Origin of the sequence: Psychroserpens algicola (genome assembly GCF_014526325.1) — a bacterium.
Lineage (GTDB): Bacteria > Bacteroidota > Bacteroidia > Flavobacteriales > Flavobacteriaceae > Psychroserpens > Psychroserpens algicola.
In genome coordinates this window covers 36,239-53,270 of record NZ_JACNMJ010000009.1, presented here as the reverse complement: position 1 = coordinate 53,270, position 17,032 = coordinate 36,239, and the positions used below count along the sequence as shown (strand labels likewise).

Here is a 17,032-nt window from a genome sequence, read left to right as displayed (position 1 = left end):
CAGTTTTTAAAGTTTTTATTCTGAAATGTGCTAATCTCAATAGGTCACATTGTCAAAAAATTGAGTAATTACTAATTTTACTGTTTTTTAATGAGAATTTAATAATGATTTTTAGTTTTACTGAAATTTTTACAATTTTACTATGCGCGCATAGTAAAATTCAAATTATTATAATTATCTTCGTGCTTTAGAAAAAATATACACTCAAATAAATAATTTCGATATGAAGATATTAGTATGTATTAGTCACGTTCCTGATACGACTTCAAAGATTAATTTTACTGATGGCGACACAAAATTTGATACAAATGGTGTACAGTTTGTGATTAATCCAAATGATGAATTTGGTTTAACGCGTGCCATGTGGTTTAAAGAAAAACAAGGTGCTAACGTTACTGTTGTTAATGTTGGTGGACCAGAAACTGAGCCTACACTTCGTAAAGCTTTAGCTATTGGAGCCGATGCTGCTATTAGAGTCAACACTGATGCAAAAGACGGGTTTCAGGTTGCTAAAGAATTAGCGGCTGTTGTTAATGACGGAGGTTTTGATTTAGTTATTGCAGGACGAGAGTCTATTGATTATAATGGCGGAATGGTACCAGGAATGCTTGCAGGTTTAATCAACGCTAATTTTGTAACTAACTGTATTAGCTTAGAAATTGATGGCACTAATGCAACTGCCATGCGTGAAATTGATGGAGGAAAAGAAACTGTATCTACAAGCTTACCTTTAGTTATTGGTGGTCAGAAAGGATTAGTTGAAGAAAGTGACTTACGTATTCCAAACATGAGAGGAATAATGATGGCGCGTCAAAAACCTTTATCGGTTGTTGAACCAACTAATGCTTCAGTAGAAACAACATCGGTAAAATTTGAAAAGCCTGCTCCAAAAGGTGCAGTAACTTTAGTTGATCCGGATAACATTGATGAATTAATCAATTTACTTCACAACGAAGCTAAAGCGATTTAATAACTTATTTAAAAGAAAAAACATGTCAGTTTTAGTATATACAGAATCAGAACAAGGAAAATTCAAAAAAACAGCGTTTGAAGTGGCTTCTTATGCCAAAGCTGTTGCCGATCAATTAGGAACCAGTGTCACAGCAGTAACTATCAATGCTGGCGATGGTTCAGAATTAGGACAATATGGTGTAGATAAAGTTTTAAATGTTAGCAATGGTGATTTAGATAAATTTAATGCTAATGCCTATGCTAGTGTTATTGAACAAGCTGCTAAACAAGAGGGTGCGAATGTTGTCGTATTAAGTTCAACAGCAGACAGCAAATACATAGCGCCATTAGTTGCTATAGGCTTAGAAGCTGGTTACGCATCTAACGTCGTTGAAGCGCCATCGAGCACTGCACCTTTCACTGTTAAACGTACAGCATTTACTAATAAAGCTTTTAATTTAACATCAATTGACACAACTAACAAGGTAATTGGAGTATCTAAAAATGCATTCGGACTCGTAGCATCTAGTGGAAATGCAACTTCAGAAGATTTTTCACCTTCGATTCCTTCGTCAGGAGTAACGGTTCAATCTGTGGATAAAGCCACAGACAAAGTTACCATAGCTGATGCAGAGATTGTAGTGTCAGGTGGTCGTGGTTTAAAAGGTCCTGAAAATTGGGGAATGATTGAAGAACTAGCTGAAGTTCTTGGTGCAGCAACAGCATGTTCAAAGCCGGTTTCAGATTTAGGATGGAGACCACACAGTGAACACGTTGGTCAAACAGGAAAACCAGTAGCCTCTAACTTATATATTGCAATTGGTATTTCTGGTGCAATTCAGCATCTTGCTGGAATTAATTCTTCAAAAGTAAAAGTTGTTATCAATACCGACCCTGAAGCGCCTTTCTTTAAAGCTGCAGACTATGGTGTTGTTGGTGATGCCTTTGAAGTTGTACCTGTTTTGATTGAAAAATTAAAAGCATTTAAAGCTCAAAACGCATAATTTTTTATAAATTGTAGTTTGAAAAGGGCTGTTTTGATTTGGTTCTTTATACATAAATCTGCATTTTGCAGTTTGTAAAGTCCAAATTAAAACAGTTCTTTACATTTTATAAATTATGAGCCTAGTTAAATTAAACATAAAAGGAATATCATATAGCCAAACCCAAAATGGTGCTTATGCTTTAATTCTTAATGAAGTTGATGGTGATCGCAAATTACCTATTGTTATTGGTGCTTTTGAAGCACAATCTATAGCCATAGCTCTCGAAAAAGAGATACGACCACCAAGGCCACTCACTCATGATTTATTTAAAAACTTTGCTGACCGCTTTGATATTGTTGTCAAGCAAGTCATCATTCATAAGCTAGTTGATGGTGTATTTTACTCCAGTTTAATTTGTGAGCGAGACAAAATTGAAGAAATTATCGATGCCAGAACCAGTGATGCCATCGCTCTTGCCTTACGTTTTAAGGCGCCTATTTTTACTTATAAAAACATCTTAGATAAAGCAGGCATCTACCTTAAGGTAAATCCTAAAAAAGAAACTGAAGATCAAGACTCCATTTTAGTTGACGATATGGTAGCAGAAGAAATTGAAGCTAGCATACAAGACAACTATATGGATAAGTCGCTTCAGGAATTACATACCCTTCTAGATGAAGCTGTAAATAATGAAGACTACGAAAAAGCAGCCAAAATTAGAGACGAAATTTCCAAACGCTAATCCTTTTCTCATGAGACATTTTTTACTAGCTGTTACAGCTATTTTTTTTGGAATTACACTGACTTTCAGTCAAGATACTAACAACAATATAGACAGTTTACCAACAGTTGAACAATTTCAAAAAATCAAAGACAATGTCGAATCATTAAAGGTTGAATTAACAAACACCGTTCTCAATAATTGGCAATTATTAAAGCATGAATCTTTTGACAACTACCCTGAAGGTAAAACTGGAGATGTCGATTTTATTGAAGGAAAAGAGTTTTTAAATCTTGGCGAAGATGGTGAATATGAATCCATATTAAACAACAATTTCAATAAGGGGTTTTGGTTGCAAAACAATAACCTATTAGTATTCAAACAAAAAGCTCCAACCACAGTAGATGTTTATTACGAGATTGTAAACAAAAGCGACTCTGAATTAATTTTAAAAAACGCAAACGATGTTTACACATTCGTATCAGATAAACATCCTAACTACATTCCGCAAGGTGAAGCCATTGATGATATTATTAAAAGTGAAGGCTATAGTTTTAACAGTATTTGGAGAGGTGCTTTAGGTATGATTACACTTTTAATCATTGCGTTTTTATTTAGTAGTAATCGTAAAGGCATCAATTGGAAAACAGTAGTGATAGGATTAGCGTTTCAACTGATTATTGCTATTTGTGTTTTGCAAGTTGACTTTGTAAAAGACATCTTCGAAGCCATAGGTCAAGTCTTTATAAATATATTGGATTTTACCAGAGCTGGAAGTGAATTCCTTTTTAGCGGAGTTATGGATGTTAATTCTTACGGATTTATATTTGCTTTTCAAGTGTTGCCAACCATCATCTTCTTTTCTGCGTTAACTTCTGTGTTGTTTTACTTAGGAGTAATTCAAAAAGTAGTTAAAGCTATGGCGTGGTTACTATCCAAAGCACTTAAAATTTCTGGAGCTGAAAGCTTAAGTGTTGCCGGCAACATCTTTTTAGGACAAACCGAAGCTCCTTTGCTGATTAAGGCCTATCTCGAAAAAATGAATAAATCCGAAATTCTATTGGTCATGATCGGTGGTATGGCAACCGTTGCAGGCGCTGTATTAGCAGCTTATATTGGTTTCTTGGGAGGAGAAGATGAAGCCCTAAGACTATTCTACGCAAAACACTTATTAGCGGCTTCTGTAATGGCGGCTCCTGGTGCTATTGTAATTTCAAAAATACTATATCCTCAAACCGAAAAAGTAAATACAGACGTTGCTGTTTCTAAAGAAAAAATAGGTTCTAACATTTTAGACGCGATAGCCAACGGTACAACTGAAGGTCTAAAACTTGCAGTAAACGTTGGAGCAATGTTACTCGTTTTTGTCGCTTTTATTGCCATGATTAATGGTATTTTAGGTTGGGTTGGTGATGTCACTACCCTCAATGAATGGATTGCAGGAAATACAAGTTACCAAAGTCTATCTCTGGAACTTATTTTAGGATACCTTTTCGCGCCATTAATGTGGCTCATTGGTGTCGCCACCGAAGATATGGCTCTCATGGGGCAACTGCTTGGTATCAAATTGGCAGCTAGCGAATTTATTGGTTACATTCAATTGGCAGATCTTAAAAATGCTGCAAATGCGACACATTTAAAATACGAAAAGTCAATAATAATGGCGACCTATATGCTTTGCGGTTTTGCAAACTTTGCTTCTATAGGTATTCAAATTGGCGGTATTGGGTCTTTAGCGCCTGGACAACGAACACAATTATCAAAATTTGGAATGAAAGCTTTAATTGGTGGTACCTTAGCATCACTAATATCTGCTACTATTGCCGGAATGATAATTGGCTAATGGTATTATCACAGATATGTTAACTAGCCCAAATGTATAAGCAAACTAGTCTTGGTTATTAGTTAATAACTTTTAATATAAATCAAAGCCATTAGAATTACTTTTTATGGCTTTTTTTTATTTTCGCTAAACGTCATGCTGAACACGTTTATTCACAACCATCTATTTTTTATGATAGAGCTTATGAATCTTTGATTTCAGCATCTCACCCATAATTTAAGTTTAATGAAAAAGATTCCCGCTGGAGTTTATCTTGAGCGGAGCCGAAAGGCGGGAAATATTATGAAACAATACCACGACTTAGTAAAACATGTCTTAGCAGAAGGAAATGTAAAAGGAGATCGCACAGGAACAGGAACCAAAAGCGTGTTTGGATATCAAATGCGTTTTGATTTAAGTGAAGGTTTTCCAATGGTAACAACCAAAAAACTACATTTAAAATCGATAATCTACGAATTGCTTTGGTTTTTAAATGGTGATACTAACACGAAATATTTAACTGAAAACGGTGTACGCATCTGGAATGAATGGGCAGACGACAATGGTGATTTAGGTCCCGTGTATGGTCATCAATGGCGTAACTGGAATAGTGATGACATCGATCAGATTAAAGATATCATTGAAACATTAAAACACAACCCTAATAGTCGTCGCATGCTTGTTTCGGCTTGGAATCCTTCAGTGTTACCCGATACTTCAAAATCTTTTGCTGAAAATGTAGCTAATGGAAAAGCAGCATTACCACCTTGCCATGCTTTTTTTCAGTTTTATGTAGCTGAAGGCAAGTTATCTTGTCAACTTTACCAACGTAGCGCGGACATTTTTTTAGGCGTACCATTTAACATTGCTTCCTATGCTTTATTCACCATGATGATGGCACAAGTTTGCGGCTATGAAGCAGGAGAGTTCATACATACTTTTGGTGATGCTCATATTTACAGCAATCATTTTGCACAATTAGAACTGCAATTATCCAGAGACATCAGACCCTTACCAACTATGAAACTAAATCCTGAAGTAAAAGACCTCTTCGCATTTAAATTTGAAGACTTTACTTTAGAAAATTATAATCCGCACCCACATATCAAAGGTGTTGTAGCTATTTAAATATTTATATGAAAACTACTTTTAGTATAATGATGCTCTTTATGAGCATGATGGTTTTTGCTCAAGTGCAGCCCAATTCAGAAACAGAGGTTATCGAAATCGAAACCATAGAAGAGCATTCAGAAAAAGAAACAGAAGTTCCATTTGTAGTCGTTGAAAATGTTCCTATTTACAAAGGTTGTGATGACAAACTATCTAATGCGCAATTAAAAAAGTGTATGAGTGACAAAATAGGAAGGCTTGTGGGTACAGAATTTGATTCTGGCTTAGCCTCCAGATTAGGCTTACCTCCTGGTAAAGTGAGAATTATCACCACTTTTAAAATAGATAAAGAAGGAAAAGTGATAAATATTCAGGCAAGAGCAGCTCGTAGAGAACTAGAAAAAGAAGCAAAGCGGGTTATAGCACTAATTCCAGACTTGGAAAAACCTGGAATTCACAAAGGAGAACCTGTAGTCGTCTCCTATTCATTACCAATTGTATTTGCTGTAACTGGTAATAACACGAAGGAGAAAAAAAATTAATAAAAAAAGCGTCTCGAAAATTCCAGACGCTTTTTGTTGTTCTTTTAAAACGGTTAACTATACATTTAAGACACCGTTTTCGGTAGCAGCAAAATCGCTCCATGCATAAGCATCAGCCTGGTCATCATTTACCCATTGACCATCTACTACATATCTAAACTCATAAGAGTTGTCTTTTTCTAAATCTACAGTACCTTTAAAAGTTCCGTTTTTTAATTTTTTCAATTTAACAGCTTTCTTTTCGTTCCATTCATTGAATGTTCCCACAACTGCTACCTTGTTAGCTTCTTCAGCAGGCACAGAAAATGTAACCTTACAAACTGGTTTGCTTTTTAAGTATTGTTTTTTAATTGCCATAATAATATGAATTAATTTCTGGGGTCAAATGTATAAAAGAATATTTCACACTCAAATGAATAATCAACTGAAAATAAAAGAATTATCATTTTAATAAAATTGATATAACTTTAATTTAAATTATGTAAAAAAGATTAACATTAATTACGAGATTCTCAATTCAAATACAAGCGTTTAATCTCTGATTTTCATCAAGTTAAAGACTATAACGTTTTCGTATTTTCCTGATTTATCCAGAAAAAAATAATTACATCGTTTGCGTTAAAAAGATTAACTTTACCATTAGAAACTTTTTGATTTATGTTCGGAAAAAAGAAATCCATTCCCCAAATAGACAAGGCACAATTAGAATTAATAAAATATGCTGAAAAACGTATTCGGCAAAAAAAACGTGTTTACATTCATTTTGTTATATTCTTAATTGGCTCTGTAATTTTAATCTTAGCGAATACTGTTTTAGGCATTGGAAAAGACTTTAAAATAGCAGGACTGGATTGGTTTGTGATTGCAATTGTATTATGGCTTGCTCTTTTCATCTATCATTTCATAAGTGTTTTCATTACACACAGTTTTATGGGTAAAGACTGGGAAGATCAACAACGTGAAGCTTTAGTCGCAAAACAGCAAGAACGCATTGACGCCCTAAAACAAAAATTTCTAAATGAAGAAACTGAAATAGCCAAGTCTCAAGCCTATAATGAGACTGTAGATAGTATGGTTTCTAATCAAAAAAAAAAAACTGAATTAACCATTATTGTTGCAGCTGGTGAAAACAATGCCATTGGTAAAGACAATGATTTAATCTGGCACTTAAGTGATGATCTCAAGCGTTTCAAGTCATTAACAAATGGTCATCATATTATTATGGGACGCAAAACCTTCGAAAGTTTTCCTAAGCCATTACCTAACCGTACACATATTGTCATTACAAGGCAAGATAATTATCAAGTACCCAATGGTGTGATTGTCGTTAACACTATGGAAGATGCACTAGATGCAGCTCGAAATGACAAGCAACCATTCATTATAGGAGGTGGTGAAATTTACAAACAATTTATGATGTTAGCTGATAAAATTGAAATCACGCGTGTGCATCACAGCTTTGAAAATGCTGATACTTTTTTCCCTGAAATTGATAGAACCATCTGGAAAGAAACTTACAGTGAGTTTCACGAGAAGGATGAGAAACATGAATATTCGTTTACATTTATGACATTCAAGAGATATTAAATGAGGAACATCCTATTCACTGTTTTTATCTACTTAATTTGCAGTATATCTGTTTCTTCTCAAGAATCTTCAGGAATTCAGTTTAAATCAATCACTAATGGTCTTGGGTTTTACAAACTTGAAAAAATCAAAGGTAAATCGGGTGTTTCTGCTTCATTTCAAATTACTTTTCAAATTAATAATCATTTATTAGCCTCAAGTTTTGCTGTTGGTTATGGCGTTTTAAATGAGAACGAAGTACTTAAAAATACTATTCATGCATATGTAGATATTAATGCATTGTACGGAAGAGCATTTGAATTATCTGATAATTTCGCATTTGATCTGTTCTCAGGAATTGGTTACATAGAACAGACCAAACTTAAAAGCGATAAACAGGGAGTAAGTTTGAACATACCAGTTCGTGCAAAATTTATGTATGTAGCATCTCAAAGAACTCAGTTAGGAATACTATCTCAGTATAATTTCAATAAAAAAAATAATATCTATATGTATCAGTTTTTTCTTCAGTTTCAATTCTGAAAATCTATACATAATAATTTTATCAGTTAGAAACATATTCTTAGAAAATTCTATAAATAATATTTAAATTGAATCACTTTAAGTTTAACTTATGATCAAACAACTCCAACTTCGAATTACACTCCAAGAAGAGCGACAGACTGGTATTTTGGTCAATAAAGCTTCTCAACTTTTAAATGTTAAATCTGAAGACATTTCGGCAGTAAAAGTGCTTCGAAAATCCATAGATGCTAGAAAAAAACTGATTATTATCAATTACAAAGTTGACGTTTATATCAATGAACCAATTCCTGAACATTCAAACTATGTTTTTGATTATAAGGATGTATCTCACGCCAAACCCATTCATATTATTGGCTTTGGACCCGCTGGCATGTACGCTGCTCTACGCTGTATTGAACTCGGATTTAAACCTATCGTTCTTGAACGTGGCAAAAATGTTCAAGACAGACGACGTGATTTAAAAGCAATCAATCAAGACCATCTCGTAAATGAAGATTCTAATTATTGCTTTGGTGAAGGTGGTGCTGGTACTTATAGCGACGGAAAATTATATACTAGAAGTCTCAAGCGTGGTGATGTGAGAAAAATATTTGAAAACTTAGTATTTCATGGTGCAACAGACCAAATATTAGTTGATGCTCATCCACATATTGGAACTAATAAACTTCCTAAAGTGGTAAAAAATATACGTGAAACCATTTTAAAGTTTGGAGGCGAAGTACATTTTGAAACACGCGTTACCGATTTTAATATAAAAGACCACAAGATCACATCTATTATACTTAAAAACGGTCATGAGCTTGATACTGAAAACGTAATTTTAGCTACTGGACATTCGGCTAGAGATATTTACTATCTATTACACAATAAAGGCATCCAACTAAAAGCCAAATCGTTTGCAATGGGTGTTCGTGTAGAGCATCCACAAGACATCATAGACGGTATACAATACCACTGTAAAGGCGAAAAAAGAGATGAACTTTTGCCAGCCGCAGCTTACAGTCTTGTGCAACAAGTAAACCATAGAGGTGTATACTCGTTTTGTATGTGTCCAGGCGGTTTTATAGTTCCGGCAGCTACAGCTAATGGTGAGGTTGTTGTCAATGGTATGTCTCCGTCAAAACGCAATAACGAATATGCTAACTCTGGAATAGTTGTTGAAATCAACTCAGATAAAGACCTCTACAAATATGAACAATATGGTGCTCTGAAAGGATTAGAATACCAAAAGGATTTAGAGCGCTTAGCTTTTACTGCTGGAGGACGAACACAAACAGCACCTGCACAGAGGCTCACCGATTTTGTTGAAGGCAATCTATCTTCAAGTTTGAATCCAACCTCATATCAACCCGGATTAAAATCGGCGCCATTACATTCCCTTTTCCCAAAACTTATCGGTAGTTCTCTTCGGAAAGGATTTAAGGCTTTTGGTGAAAAAATGAGAGGATATTACACCGCTGAAGCTAATATTATAGGTGTTGAGTCCCGAACCTCGTCACCAGTAAATATTCCGAGAAATGAAAATTTAGCCCATCCAGAAATCACAAACTTATTTCCTTGTGGTGAAGGTGGAGGTTATGCTGGAGGCATTGTTTCGGCGGCTATGGATGGTGAGCGTTGTGCTGAGGCTGCTACTGGGCATTTATAAATATCTTCAGACTTCTCAAACAACCCTTTATCATTAAGATATTATTCCTATTTTTGTCGCATAAAAATTGATAACAATGAACGCATATATTTTTCCAGGTCAAGGAGCGCAATTCTCAGGAATGGGTCTTGATCTGTATGAAAACTCCCCTTTGGCACAAGAGTATTTTGAAAAAGCTAATATCATTTTAGGTTTTCCTATAACAGATATTATGTTTGAAGGCTCTGCTGAAGACTTAAAAGAAACTAAAGTAACACAGCCAGCCATCTTTTTACACTCTGTAATTTTAGCAAAAACTTTAGGTGATCATTTTAAGCCTGATATGGTTGCAGGTCACTCTTTAGGTGAATTCTCTGCTTTAGTTGCCAATGGAACTTTAAACTTCGAAGATGGCTTAACGTTAGTCTCTCAACGAGCTCAGGCCATGCAAAAAGCATGTGAGTTACAACCAAGTACTATGGCTGCAGTTTTAGGATTGGAAGATGACATTGTTGAAAAAGTATGTGCTACTACCGACGGTATCGTGGTAGCTGCAAATTATAACTGTCCAGGACAATTGGTGATTTCTGGCGAAGTTGATGCAATTAATAGAGCTTGCGAAACTTTAAAAGAAGAAGGTGCTCGTCGCGCATTGGTATTGCCTGTTGGTGGCGCATTTCACTCTCCGCTAATGGAACCTGCTCGTGAAGAATTAGCTGCTGCGATTGAAAACACATTATTCAACAAGCCAAATTGTCCTATTTATCAAAATGTCACTGCCTCTGCAGTGATTGATGAAAATGAAATTAAGGCTAATTTGATATCACAATTAACAGCTCCTGTACGTTGGACACAATCTGTTCAGCAAATGATTGCTGATGGCGCTACTCACTTTACAGAAGTTGGCCCTGGAAAAGTACTACAAGGACTAGTTAAAAAAATTAATAGAGATACTGAAACAGCTTCTGCTACTTTAGAATCTAACGCATAGTTTACATGAAATTATCTAGAACTACAGGAATTCTTTTACTTATAGTATTTAATATTGCTATAGACCAAATTTCAAAAATTATCGTTAGAGCTAACATTGACCCTACCGATCGTATACATGTTATTGGTGATATGTTTTTAATGATGAATGTTGAAAATACGGGTGCTTTTTTAGGCATGGGAAGTGACATGAATCCGACATTAAAACTAATATTCTTATTAATATTACCGGTTTTGGTTTTAGGTTACCTAATCTACTATATCATTACCAACAAAGCCTTAGACAGATTGAGTTTAATTGCTTTATGTTGTATTGCTGGTGGTGGAATTGCAAATGTTTTTGACCGCATCGCTTTTGGGTCTGTGACTGATTTCTTTCACTTAGATTTTGGTGGTATATTTAGAACGGGAATATTTAACGTTGCAGATATGTCGGTAACCTTTGGAATGTTCGTGCTGTTATACACAACGCTATTCTCTAAAAAGATCAAAAAACAAACCGTATAAAAAAGCCTTTCATCTACTGAAAGGCCTTTATTTATCTTGCTAAATTAATGTTTTCACAATCTTTAACTTCACCGTAATACGTTTCTCTGTATTTATGAAGTGTTTTGTATGGAATACTAAGAAATTGTTTCTTAATGTAGGTCACATTAGTTGATAATGCTCCCATTCGTTTTGTAAATCTAACTTCAGGTTTTGTTTCTCTTTTAATACTAATCAGTTTCATTGGTTTTCATTTATCATTAACTCCAAAGAAACAAAGACCATTAACCAATCCCAAATTTAAAACATTAAATGATTGTTAATCAACCCCATAAATCACAAACCCTTAATAAAAGACGACTTTCATTATTAGTTCAATAACGATATCAAGCTTCTGTTAACAGATTAACAATCTATTTTTTATACACTTTTCCTTCTTTCATCACAAATACGACTTGTTCCATAGTAGATATGTTTTTTGTTGGGTCATCATCGACAGCAATTAGGTCTGCAATAAACCCTTCTTTTATTTGTCCCAATTGGTTTTCCATGTCTAATAGCTTAGCATTGGTAATTGTAGCACTTTGTAAACAAAACATAGGTGTCCATCCCGCTTCAACCATGTATACAAGTTCTTTAGCATTTTCACCATGAGGAAAAACACCAGCATCGGTACCAAAAGCAATAGGAACACCTTCTTTGATAACCATCTCGAAGGTATCATCCAAAACAGCCATTGTGCTGGCAATCTTGGGTAAAATCACTGGAGGATAATAATTAGGAATTTTAGCTTTCTCTTCAACATATCGTCCTGCAGAAAGTGTTGGCACAAGATATGTATTGTGTTGTTTCATTAATGTAGCGACTTCTTTATCCATAAATGAACCATGTTCAATAGTTTGCACTCCAGCAAGTACAGCTCTTTTCATACCTTCTTTTCCATGCGCATGAGCAGCAACCACCATTCCATATTCTTTAGCTGTTTTTACGATTTCATTGACTTCTTCTTGAGTAAATTGAGCATTTTGCCCATTTTTTGCCACACTCAAAACACCTCCTGTAGCAGTAATTTTTATGAGGTCTGCACCATTTTTATAACGCTGTCTAACCGCTTTTCTGGCTTCCTCAGGGCTATTAATAACGCCTTCAGCTGGTCCTGGATCACCCATTAATTCTTTACTTCTTCCGTTTGTTGGGTCGGCATGTCCACCTGTGGTACCAATTGCCTTTTCAACTGTAAAAATTCGTGGACCAGGAACTTTTCCTCTGGCTATTGCATCCCTTAAAGAAACATTTACACCACTACCTCCAAGATCTCTTACTGTTGTAAATCCAGCCATTAATGTTCTATTAGCGATTTCGGCAGCATTGAATGCAACATCTGCATCGTTTTTTGTGAATACATCCAAATATCGTGTCGGACTCGTTTCACTTTCAATATGAACATGCATATCAATAAGACCTGGCATAACCGTTTTATCTTTCAAATCAATAAGAATATCGTCTGATGATTTGGTGGGCACATACCCATTCTCAACAGCTGAAATTTTATCACCAACGACAATTATCGTTTGTTCTGATACAACTTTACCTGTTTTGGTATCGATTAACTTTCCGCAATGCAAATAGGTGTTTTGTCCAATTACTAGACTTGTTAGTAAAAGGAATGTGAGTTGAAGTGCTTTTTTCATTATGGTTGATTTATAAATTTCTTATATGCTTTTCCCAATCCCAGGCAGATTGCATGGCCTCATCGAGTGTTGATTGTGCTTTCCAACCTAAAACTGTATTTGCTTTATTAGTATGAGCAAAAGCTTCAATAACATCTCCTGCACGCCTTGGTGCCATTTTATAATTTAGAGACTGTCCTGATACCTTTTCAAAAGATTTTATAACTTCTAAAACAGAACTACCAACACCTGTTCCTATATTAAATGTTTCATAATTAGAATTATTTTTACGCTCCAGCAACCTCTGAAGTGCTACAACATGGGCCTTAGCTAAATCCACAACATGTATATAATCTCTAATACAGGTGCCATCTGGTGTAGGATAATCATCTCCAAAAACAGACAAACAATCTCGTAATCCAGCTGCTGTTTGAGTGATGTAAGGGACTAAATTTTGAGGAACGCCTATGGGAAGTTCTCCAATTTTAGCACTAGGATGAGCTCCAATTGGGTTAAAGTATCGCAAAGCAATAGCATTCATATGCGGCATTACTTTACATGTATCTCTTATAATTTCTTCACCTATTTGCTTCGTATTTCCATATGGAGACTCTGCGGGTTTAACAGGTGCTTTTTCTGTAATTGGCATTTCATCTGCTTGTCCGTAAACCGTACATGACGAGCTAAATATGAAATTAGAAGTCTCTAAACCAGACACCTCTTTAAGGATATAAATTAATGTATTGAGGTTGTTCTCGTAATATAATAACGGTTTTTCAACACTTTCACCAACCGCTTTACTGGCTGCAAAGTGTATAACACCTGAAATATCATGATGCGTTCTAAAAAAAGTGATCACCTTAGATTTGTCCTTTAAATCTAAGTTTTCGAATTCTGGTTTCTTGTTTGTAATATCTTCGATACCTTTTAGCACCTCCAAGGAAGAGTTTGACAAGTCATCTATAATTACAACTTCAAAACCTGCATTTTGTAGTTCTACAACGGTATGAGAACCTATAAAACCAAGTCCGCCAGTTACAAGAATTTTCTTCATTTTAAGAGTTCACAAAGTTTATAACAGTAGATGTTATGAACTCAATCTGCTCATCATCTAATTCGGTATGCATTGGTAATGAAATCACTTCTTTTACTAATTGATTAGTGATTTTAAAATCTGCTTCGTTATATCTTGAATCTTGATATGCTTTTTGACGATGCAATGGAATTGGATAATATACACCACAAGGAATCCCATTATCATTTAAATGCTTAACTAAAGCGTCACGATCACTATCTATAATACGCAAAGTATATTGGTGAAATACGTGGCAATCACAATCATTGCAAATCGTTGCGCAACCAGTTTTGCCTGAAGGTACAACAATATGTTTCTGACCTTCAAAAGCTCTACTATATGCTCTTGCAGCTTGCTGTCTGGCCTGATTATAACTATCTAATCGTTTTAGTTTGATATCTAAAATCGCAGCTTGTATCGAATCTAATCTTGAATTAACACCAACGACATCATGGTGATAACGCTTGTACATTCCGTGATTAACTATGCCTCTAATTGTATGGGCGAGATCATCATCATTAGTGAAAATAGCTCCTCCATCACCATAACATCCTAGGTTTTTAGAAGGAAAAAATGATGTTGATGAGACATGACCAATTGTACCTGCCTTAGCCTTTTTTCCGTTAGTATAAGTGTAAGTAGAACCTATGGCTTGGGCATTATCTTCAATAACATAGAGATTATGCTGTTCGGCAATTTCCATAATAGCTTCCATATTGGCACACATTCCGAAGAGATGTACAGGAACAATCGCTTTAGTTTTTGGAGTTATTGCATTTTTTATAGCTTCAATATCTATATTAAATGTTACAGGGTCAACATCAACCAAAACAGGAGTAAGCTGTAATAAGGCAATTACTTCTACTGTAGCAGCAAAAGTAAAATCTGCAGTAATAACTTCATCACCTGGCTTTAAACCAAGTCCCATCATTGCAATTTGTAAGGCGTCTGTACCATTAGCACATGGAATCACATGCTTCACATTTAAGTAATGCTCTAAGTTTTTCTGAAATTCATGAACTTTTGGTCCATTGATATAAGCTGTAGACTCTAAAACTTCTAAAACAGAGCGATCTACTTCGTCTTTTATTTTGGCATATTGACCTTTGAGGTCAACCATTTGAATTTTTTTCATATTGTACGAAATTACGAAATTCATCAGCATTAAGCAATGAAATTATTACAAAGAACCCTATTTTAGCAAGACCGTAAAACCTTTGATTTTTGTATAACCTCGGAATACATATACTGTCTTTTATTTTAAAGCTCATTTCACCATTTAATAAAAAAATACAATTGGGTGTTAAGGGCAGGAGAAGTACCTTTAAAGTTTTAAAACAAAAACTAAACTCAAACGAACGTACCTTATGGTTTCATTGTGCCTCATTGGGTGAATACGAACAAGGTTTGCCGATTTTTGAAGCCTTAAGAGATCACTATCCTCAATATAAAATTGTACTTTCTTTTTTTTCACCATCAGGTTATGAAATACGAAAAAACACAAAGGTTGCAGATGTCGTTGTCTATCTCCCATTGGACACTAAAAAAAATGCAAAACGTTTTTTAGATCTTGTCAATCCTGAATTTACAGTATTTGTTAAATATGATATCTGGCCACATTTTCTGCTAGAATTACAGCGCAGAAAGGGAAGAGCTATTTTGATATCGGCATTATTCAGAAAAAATCAATCTTATTTTAAATCTTATAATAATAAGCGGAAATCTGCCTTATTTGCCTTTGAGCATATTTTTGTTCAAAACGAAAGTTCTAAAGCTTTGTTAGAATCTATAAATTATAATCAAGTTACAATTTCAGGGGACACAAGGTTTGATCGTGTTAATAATCAATTATCACAAAATAATACTTTAGATTTTATTTCTGAATTTAAAGGAAACAGCACCTGTTTTGTTATTGGGAGTTCCTGGCCAGAGGATGAAAACATTTTAGCACCTTATATAAATGCTAATGCTTCTGAAGATTTAAAATTCATCATTGCTCCACACGAAATAAGTAATAAACATATCAAATCTTTAATTTCCAGTTTGCACGTTGATGTTATTAAATTTTCTGATAGTAAAGGGAAACAACTGAATGAATTTTCAGTTTTCATAATTGACACTATAGGACTATTAACAAAAATATATAGTTATGCAGATATTGCTTATGTAGGTGGTGCTATGGGACAAACAGGTTTACATAACATATTAGAACCTGCTGTATTTGGAGTCCCAATAATTATTGGTAAGCATTATAGTAAATTCCCTGAAGCTTCAGCTATGATTAAGCATGCTGGTGTCACTTCTGTAAGGAGTGAACAGGAGTTAAAAACCGTATGTGATACCCTTATAGATTCGGTTGAATTTCGTCGTAGTGAAGGTTTGAAAAATGCTGCTTTTATCTCCAATAATAAAGGCGCAGTAGTCCAAATCATGAATTACATTCGTATATAAAACATAATTTGAATGAGGAGAAATCTTAATAAATGTTAATTTTTTTAACATAAATTCAATTTAAGTTATTAATTTCGTGTATTAACAACAATTAACACTAAAACTATTACAATGAAAAAACTGATTTTAAACATCGCATTGGTATTGGCACTTGTTGTGTCTGTAACATCATGTAGAGAAACTAAAGAAGGTGCTGAAAAAGCTGGAGACGCTGTTGAAAACGCAGCTAAAGAAGCAGGAGAGGCTATCGAGGATGCCGCTGAAGCAACAGAGGATGCTTTAGAAGATGCTGCTAATGAAGTTGAAGAAGCTATTGATTCTGCTGGATCTGCGATGAAAGAAGGCGCTAACAAAGTACAAGAAGGTGCTAAAGACATGGCAAATGACGCTAAAAACGCAGTAAATGAAGCTGCAGACAAAGCTAAAGAAGAAGGCGCTAAAGCTTTAGACAATGCCTCTAATAAATTAAAAGAACAAAACTAAATTCAC

Annotated in this window: 18 protein-coding genes; 13 read left to right on the top strand and 5 right to left on the bottom strand. The window is 34.8% G+C overall.

Annotated elements, in window-relative coordinates:
- Positions 1 to 223: 223 nt before the first annotated feature.
- From H7350_RS15960 to H7350_RS15935, 6 genes are all read left to right on the top strand, one after another.
- Positions 224 to 970 (top strand): electron transfer flavoprotein subunit beta/FixA family protein, encoded by a 747-nt coding sequence (locus H7350_RS15960; protein WP_204346923.1) that lies wholly within the window; start codon positions 224 to 226, stop codon positions 968 to 970.
- 22 nt (positions 971 to 992) lie between these two features.
- On the top strand, positions 993 to 1,955 hold the full coding sequence (locus H7350_RS15955) for an electron transfer flavoprotein subunit alpha/FixB family protein (RefSeq protein WP_204346922.1): 963 nt from the start codon (positions 993 to 995) through the stop codon (positions 1,953 to 1,955).
- 115 nt (positions 1,956 to 2,070) lie between these two features.
- Positions 2,071 to 2,679: a bifunctional nuclease family protein gene (locus H7350_RS15950; RefSeq protein ID WP_204346921.1), complete on the top strand. Its 609-nt coding sequence runs from the start codon at positions 2,071 to 2,073 to the stop codon at positions 2,677 to 2,679.
- Positions 2,680 to 2,689: 10 nt separating this feature from the next.
- The gene (locus tag H7350_RS15945) at positions 2,690 to 4,501 is read left to right on the top strand and encodes a NupC/NupG family nucleoside CNT transporter (RefSeq protein ID WP_420825372.1); all 1,812 of its coding nucleotides are present in this window, start codon (positions 2,690 to 2,692) and stop codon (positions 4,499 to 4,501) included.
- A gap of 282 nt (positions 4,502 to 4,783) precedes the next feature.
- Positions 4,784 to 5,608: a thymidylate synthase gene (locus H7350_RS15940; protein ID WP_204347038.1), complete on the top strand. Its 825-nt coding sequence runs from the start codon at positions 4,784 to 4,786 to the stop codon at positions 5,606 to 5,608.
- A gap of 8 nt (positions 5,609 to 5,616) precedes the next feature.
- Positions 5,617 to 6,132 (top strand): energy transducer TonB, encoded by a 516-nt coding sequence (locus tag H7350_RS15935; RefSeq protein WP_204346920.1) that lies wholly within the window; start codon positions 5,617 to 5,619, stop codon positions 6,130 to 6,132.
- Between the two features lie 57 nt (positions 6,133 to 6,189).
- Here the strand turns inward: H7350_RS15935 and H7350_RS15930 are convergent, their stop codons facing one another.
- Positions 6,190 to 6,489, bottom strand: coding sequence for an isoamylase early set domain-containing protein (locus H7350_RS15930; protein WP_204346919.1), 300 nt, complete (start codon positions 6,487 to 6,489; stop codon positions 6,190 to 6,192).
- 300 nt (positions 6,490 to 6,789) lie between these two features.
- Here H7350_RS15930 and H7350_RS15925 point away from each other — a divergent pair, with 300 nt between their 5' ends.
- The 5 genes from H7350_RS15925 to lspA all read left to right on the top strand — a co-directional run bounded on the left by H7350_RS15925 (position 6,790) and on the right by lspA (position 11,368).
- On the top strand, positions 6,790 to 7,719 hold the full coding sequence (locus H7350_RS15925; RefSeq protein WP_204346918.1) for a dihydrofolate reductase: 930 nt from the start codon (positions 6,790 to 6,792) through the stop codon (positions 7,717 to 7,719).
- Entirely contained in the window at positions 7,720 to 8,241 is a 522-nt protein-coding gene (locus tag H7350_RS15920; RefSeq protein WP_204346917.1) for a hypothetical protein, read from the top strand. It abuts the gene before it with no gap.
- A gap of 91 nt (positions 8,242 to 8,332) precedes the next feature.
- On the top strand, positions 8,333 to 9,892 hold the full coding sequence (locus H7350_RS15915) for an NAD(P)/FAD-dependent oxidoreductase (RefSeq protein ID WP_204346916.1): 1,560 nt from the start codon (positions 8,333 to 8,335) through the stop codon (positions 9,890 to 9,892).
- Positions 9,893 to 9,968: 76 nt separating this feature from the next.
- Complete coding sequence (gene fabD / locus H7350_RS15910; protein ID WP_204346915.1) at positions 9,969 to 10,862, top strand: ACP S-malonyltransferase; 894 nt, start codon at positions 9,969 to 9,971, stop codon at positions 10,860 to 10,862.
- A 5-nt stretch (positions 10,863 to 10,867) separates the two neighbouring features.
- Positions 10,868 to 11,368: a signal peptidase II gene (gene lspA, locus H7350_RS15905; RefSeq protein ID WP_204346914.1), complete on the top strand. Its 501-nt coding sequence runs from the start codon at positions 10,868 to 10,870 to the stop codon at positions 11,366 to 11,368.
- A gap of 31 nt (positions 11,369 to 11,399) precedes the next feature.
- Here the strand turns inward: lspA and H7350_RS15900 are convergent, their stop codons facing one another.
- The 4 genes from H7350_RS15900 to H7350_RS15885 form a co-directional block, all read right to left on the bottom strand.
- Complete coding sequence (locus H7350_RS15900) at positions 11,400 to 11,591, bottom strand: hypothetical protein (protein WP_204346913.1); 192 nt, start codon at positions 11,589 to 11,591, stop codon at positions 11,400 to 11,402.
- Positions 11,592 to 11,760: 169 nt separating this feature from the next.
- Positions 11,761 to 13,038: a metal-dependent hydrolase family protein gene (locus H7350_RS15895; RefSeq protein WP_204346912.1), complete on the bottom strand. Its 1,278-nt coding sequence runs from the start codon at positions 13,036 to 13,038 to the stop codon at positions 11,761 to 11,763.
- A 10-nt stretch (positions 13,039 to 13,048) separates the two neighbouring features.
- The gene (galE, locus tag H7350_RS15890) at positions 13,049 to 14,071 is read right to left on the bottom strand and encodes a UDP-glucose 4-epimerase GalE (protein ID WP_204346911.1); all 1,023 of its coding nucleotides are present in this window, start codon (positions 14,069 to 14,071) and stop codon (positions 13,049 to 13,051) included.
- A gap of 1 nt (position 14,072) precedes the next feature.
- Entirely contained in the window at positions 14,073 to 15,227 is a 1,155-nt protein-coding gene (locus tag H7350_RS15885) for a DegT/DnrJ/EryC1/StrS family aminotransferase (protein WP_204346910.1), read from the bottom strand.
- 89 nt (positions 15,228 to 15,316) lie between these two features.
- On the opposite strand from H7350_RS15885, the gene H7350_RS15880 reads away from it, so the two are divergent.
- Both H7350_RS15880 and H7350_RS15875 read left to right on the top strand, forming a co-directional pair.
- On the top strand, positions 15,317 to 16,543 hold the full coding sequence (locus tag H7350_RS15880; protein ID WP_204346909.1) for a 3-deoxy-D-manno-octulosonic acid transferase: 1,227 nt from the start codon (positions 15,317 to 15,319) through the stop codon (positions 16,541 to 16,543).
- 111 nt (positions 16,544 to 16,654) lie between these two features.
- Positions 16,655 to 17,026 (top strand): hypothetical protein, encoded by a 372-nt coding sequence (locus H7350_RS15875; protein ID WP_204346908.1) that lies wholly within the window; start codon positions 16,655 to 16,657, stop codon positions 17,024 to 17,026.
- The last annotated feature ends 6 nt before the right edge of the window (positions 17,027 to 17,032 follow it).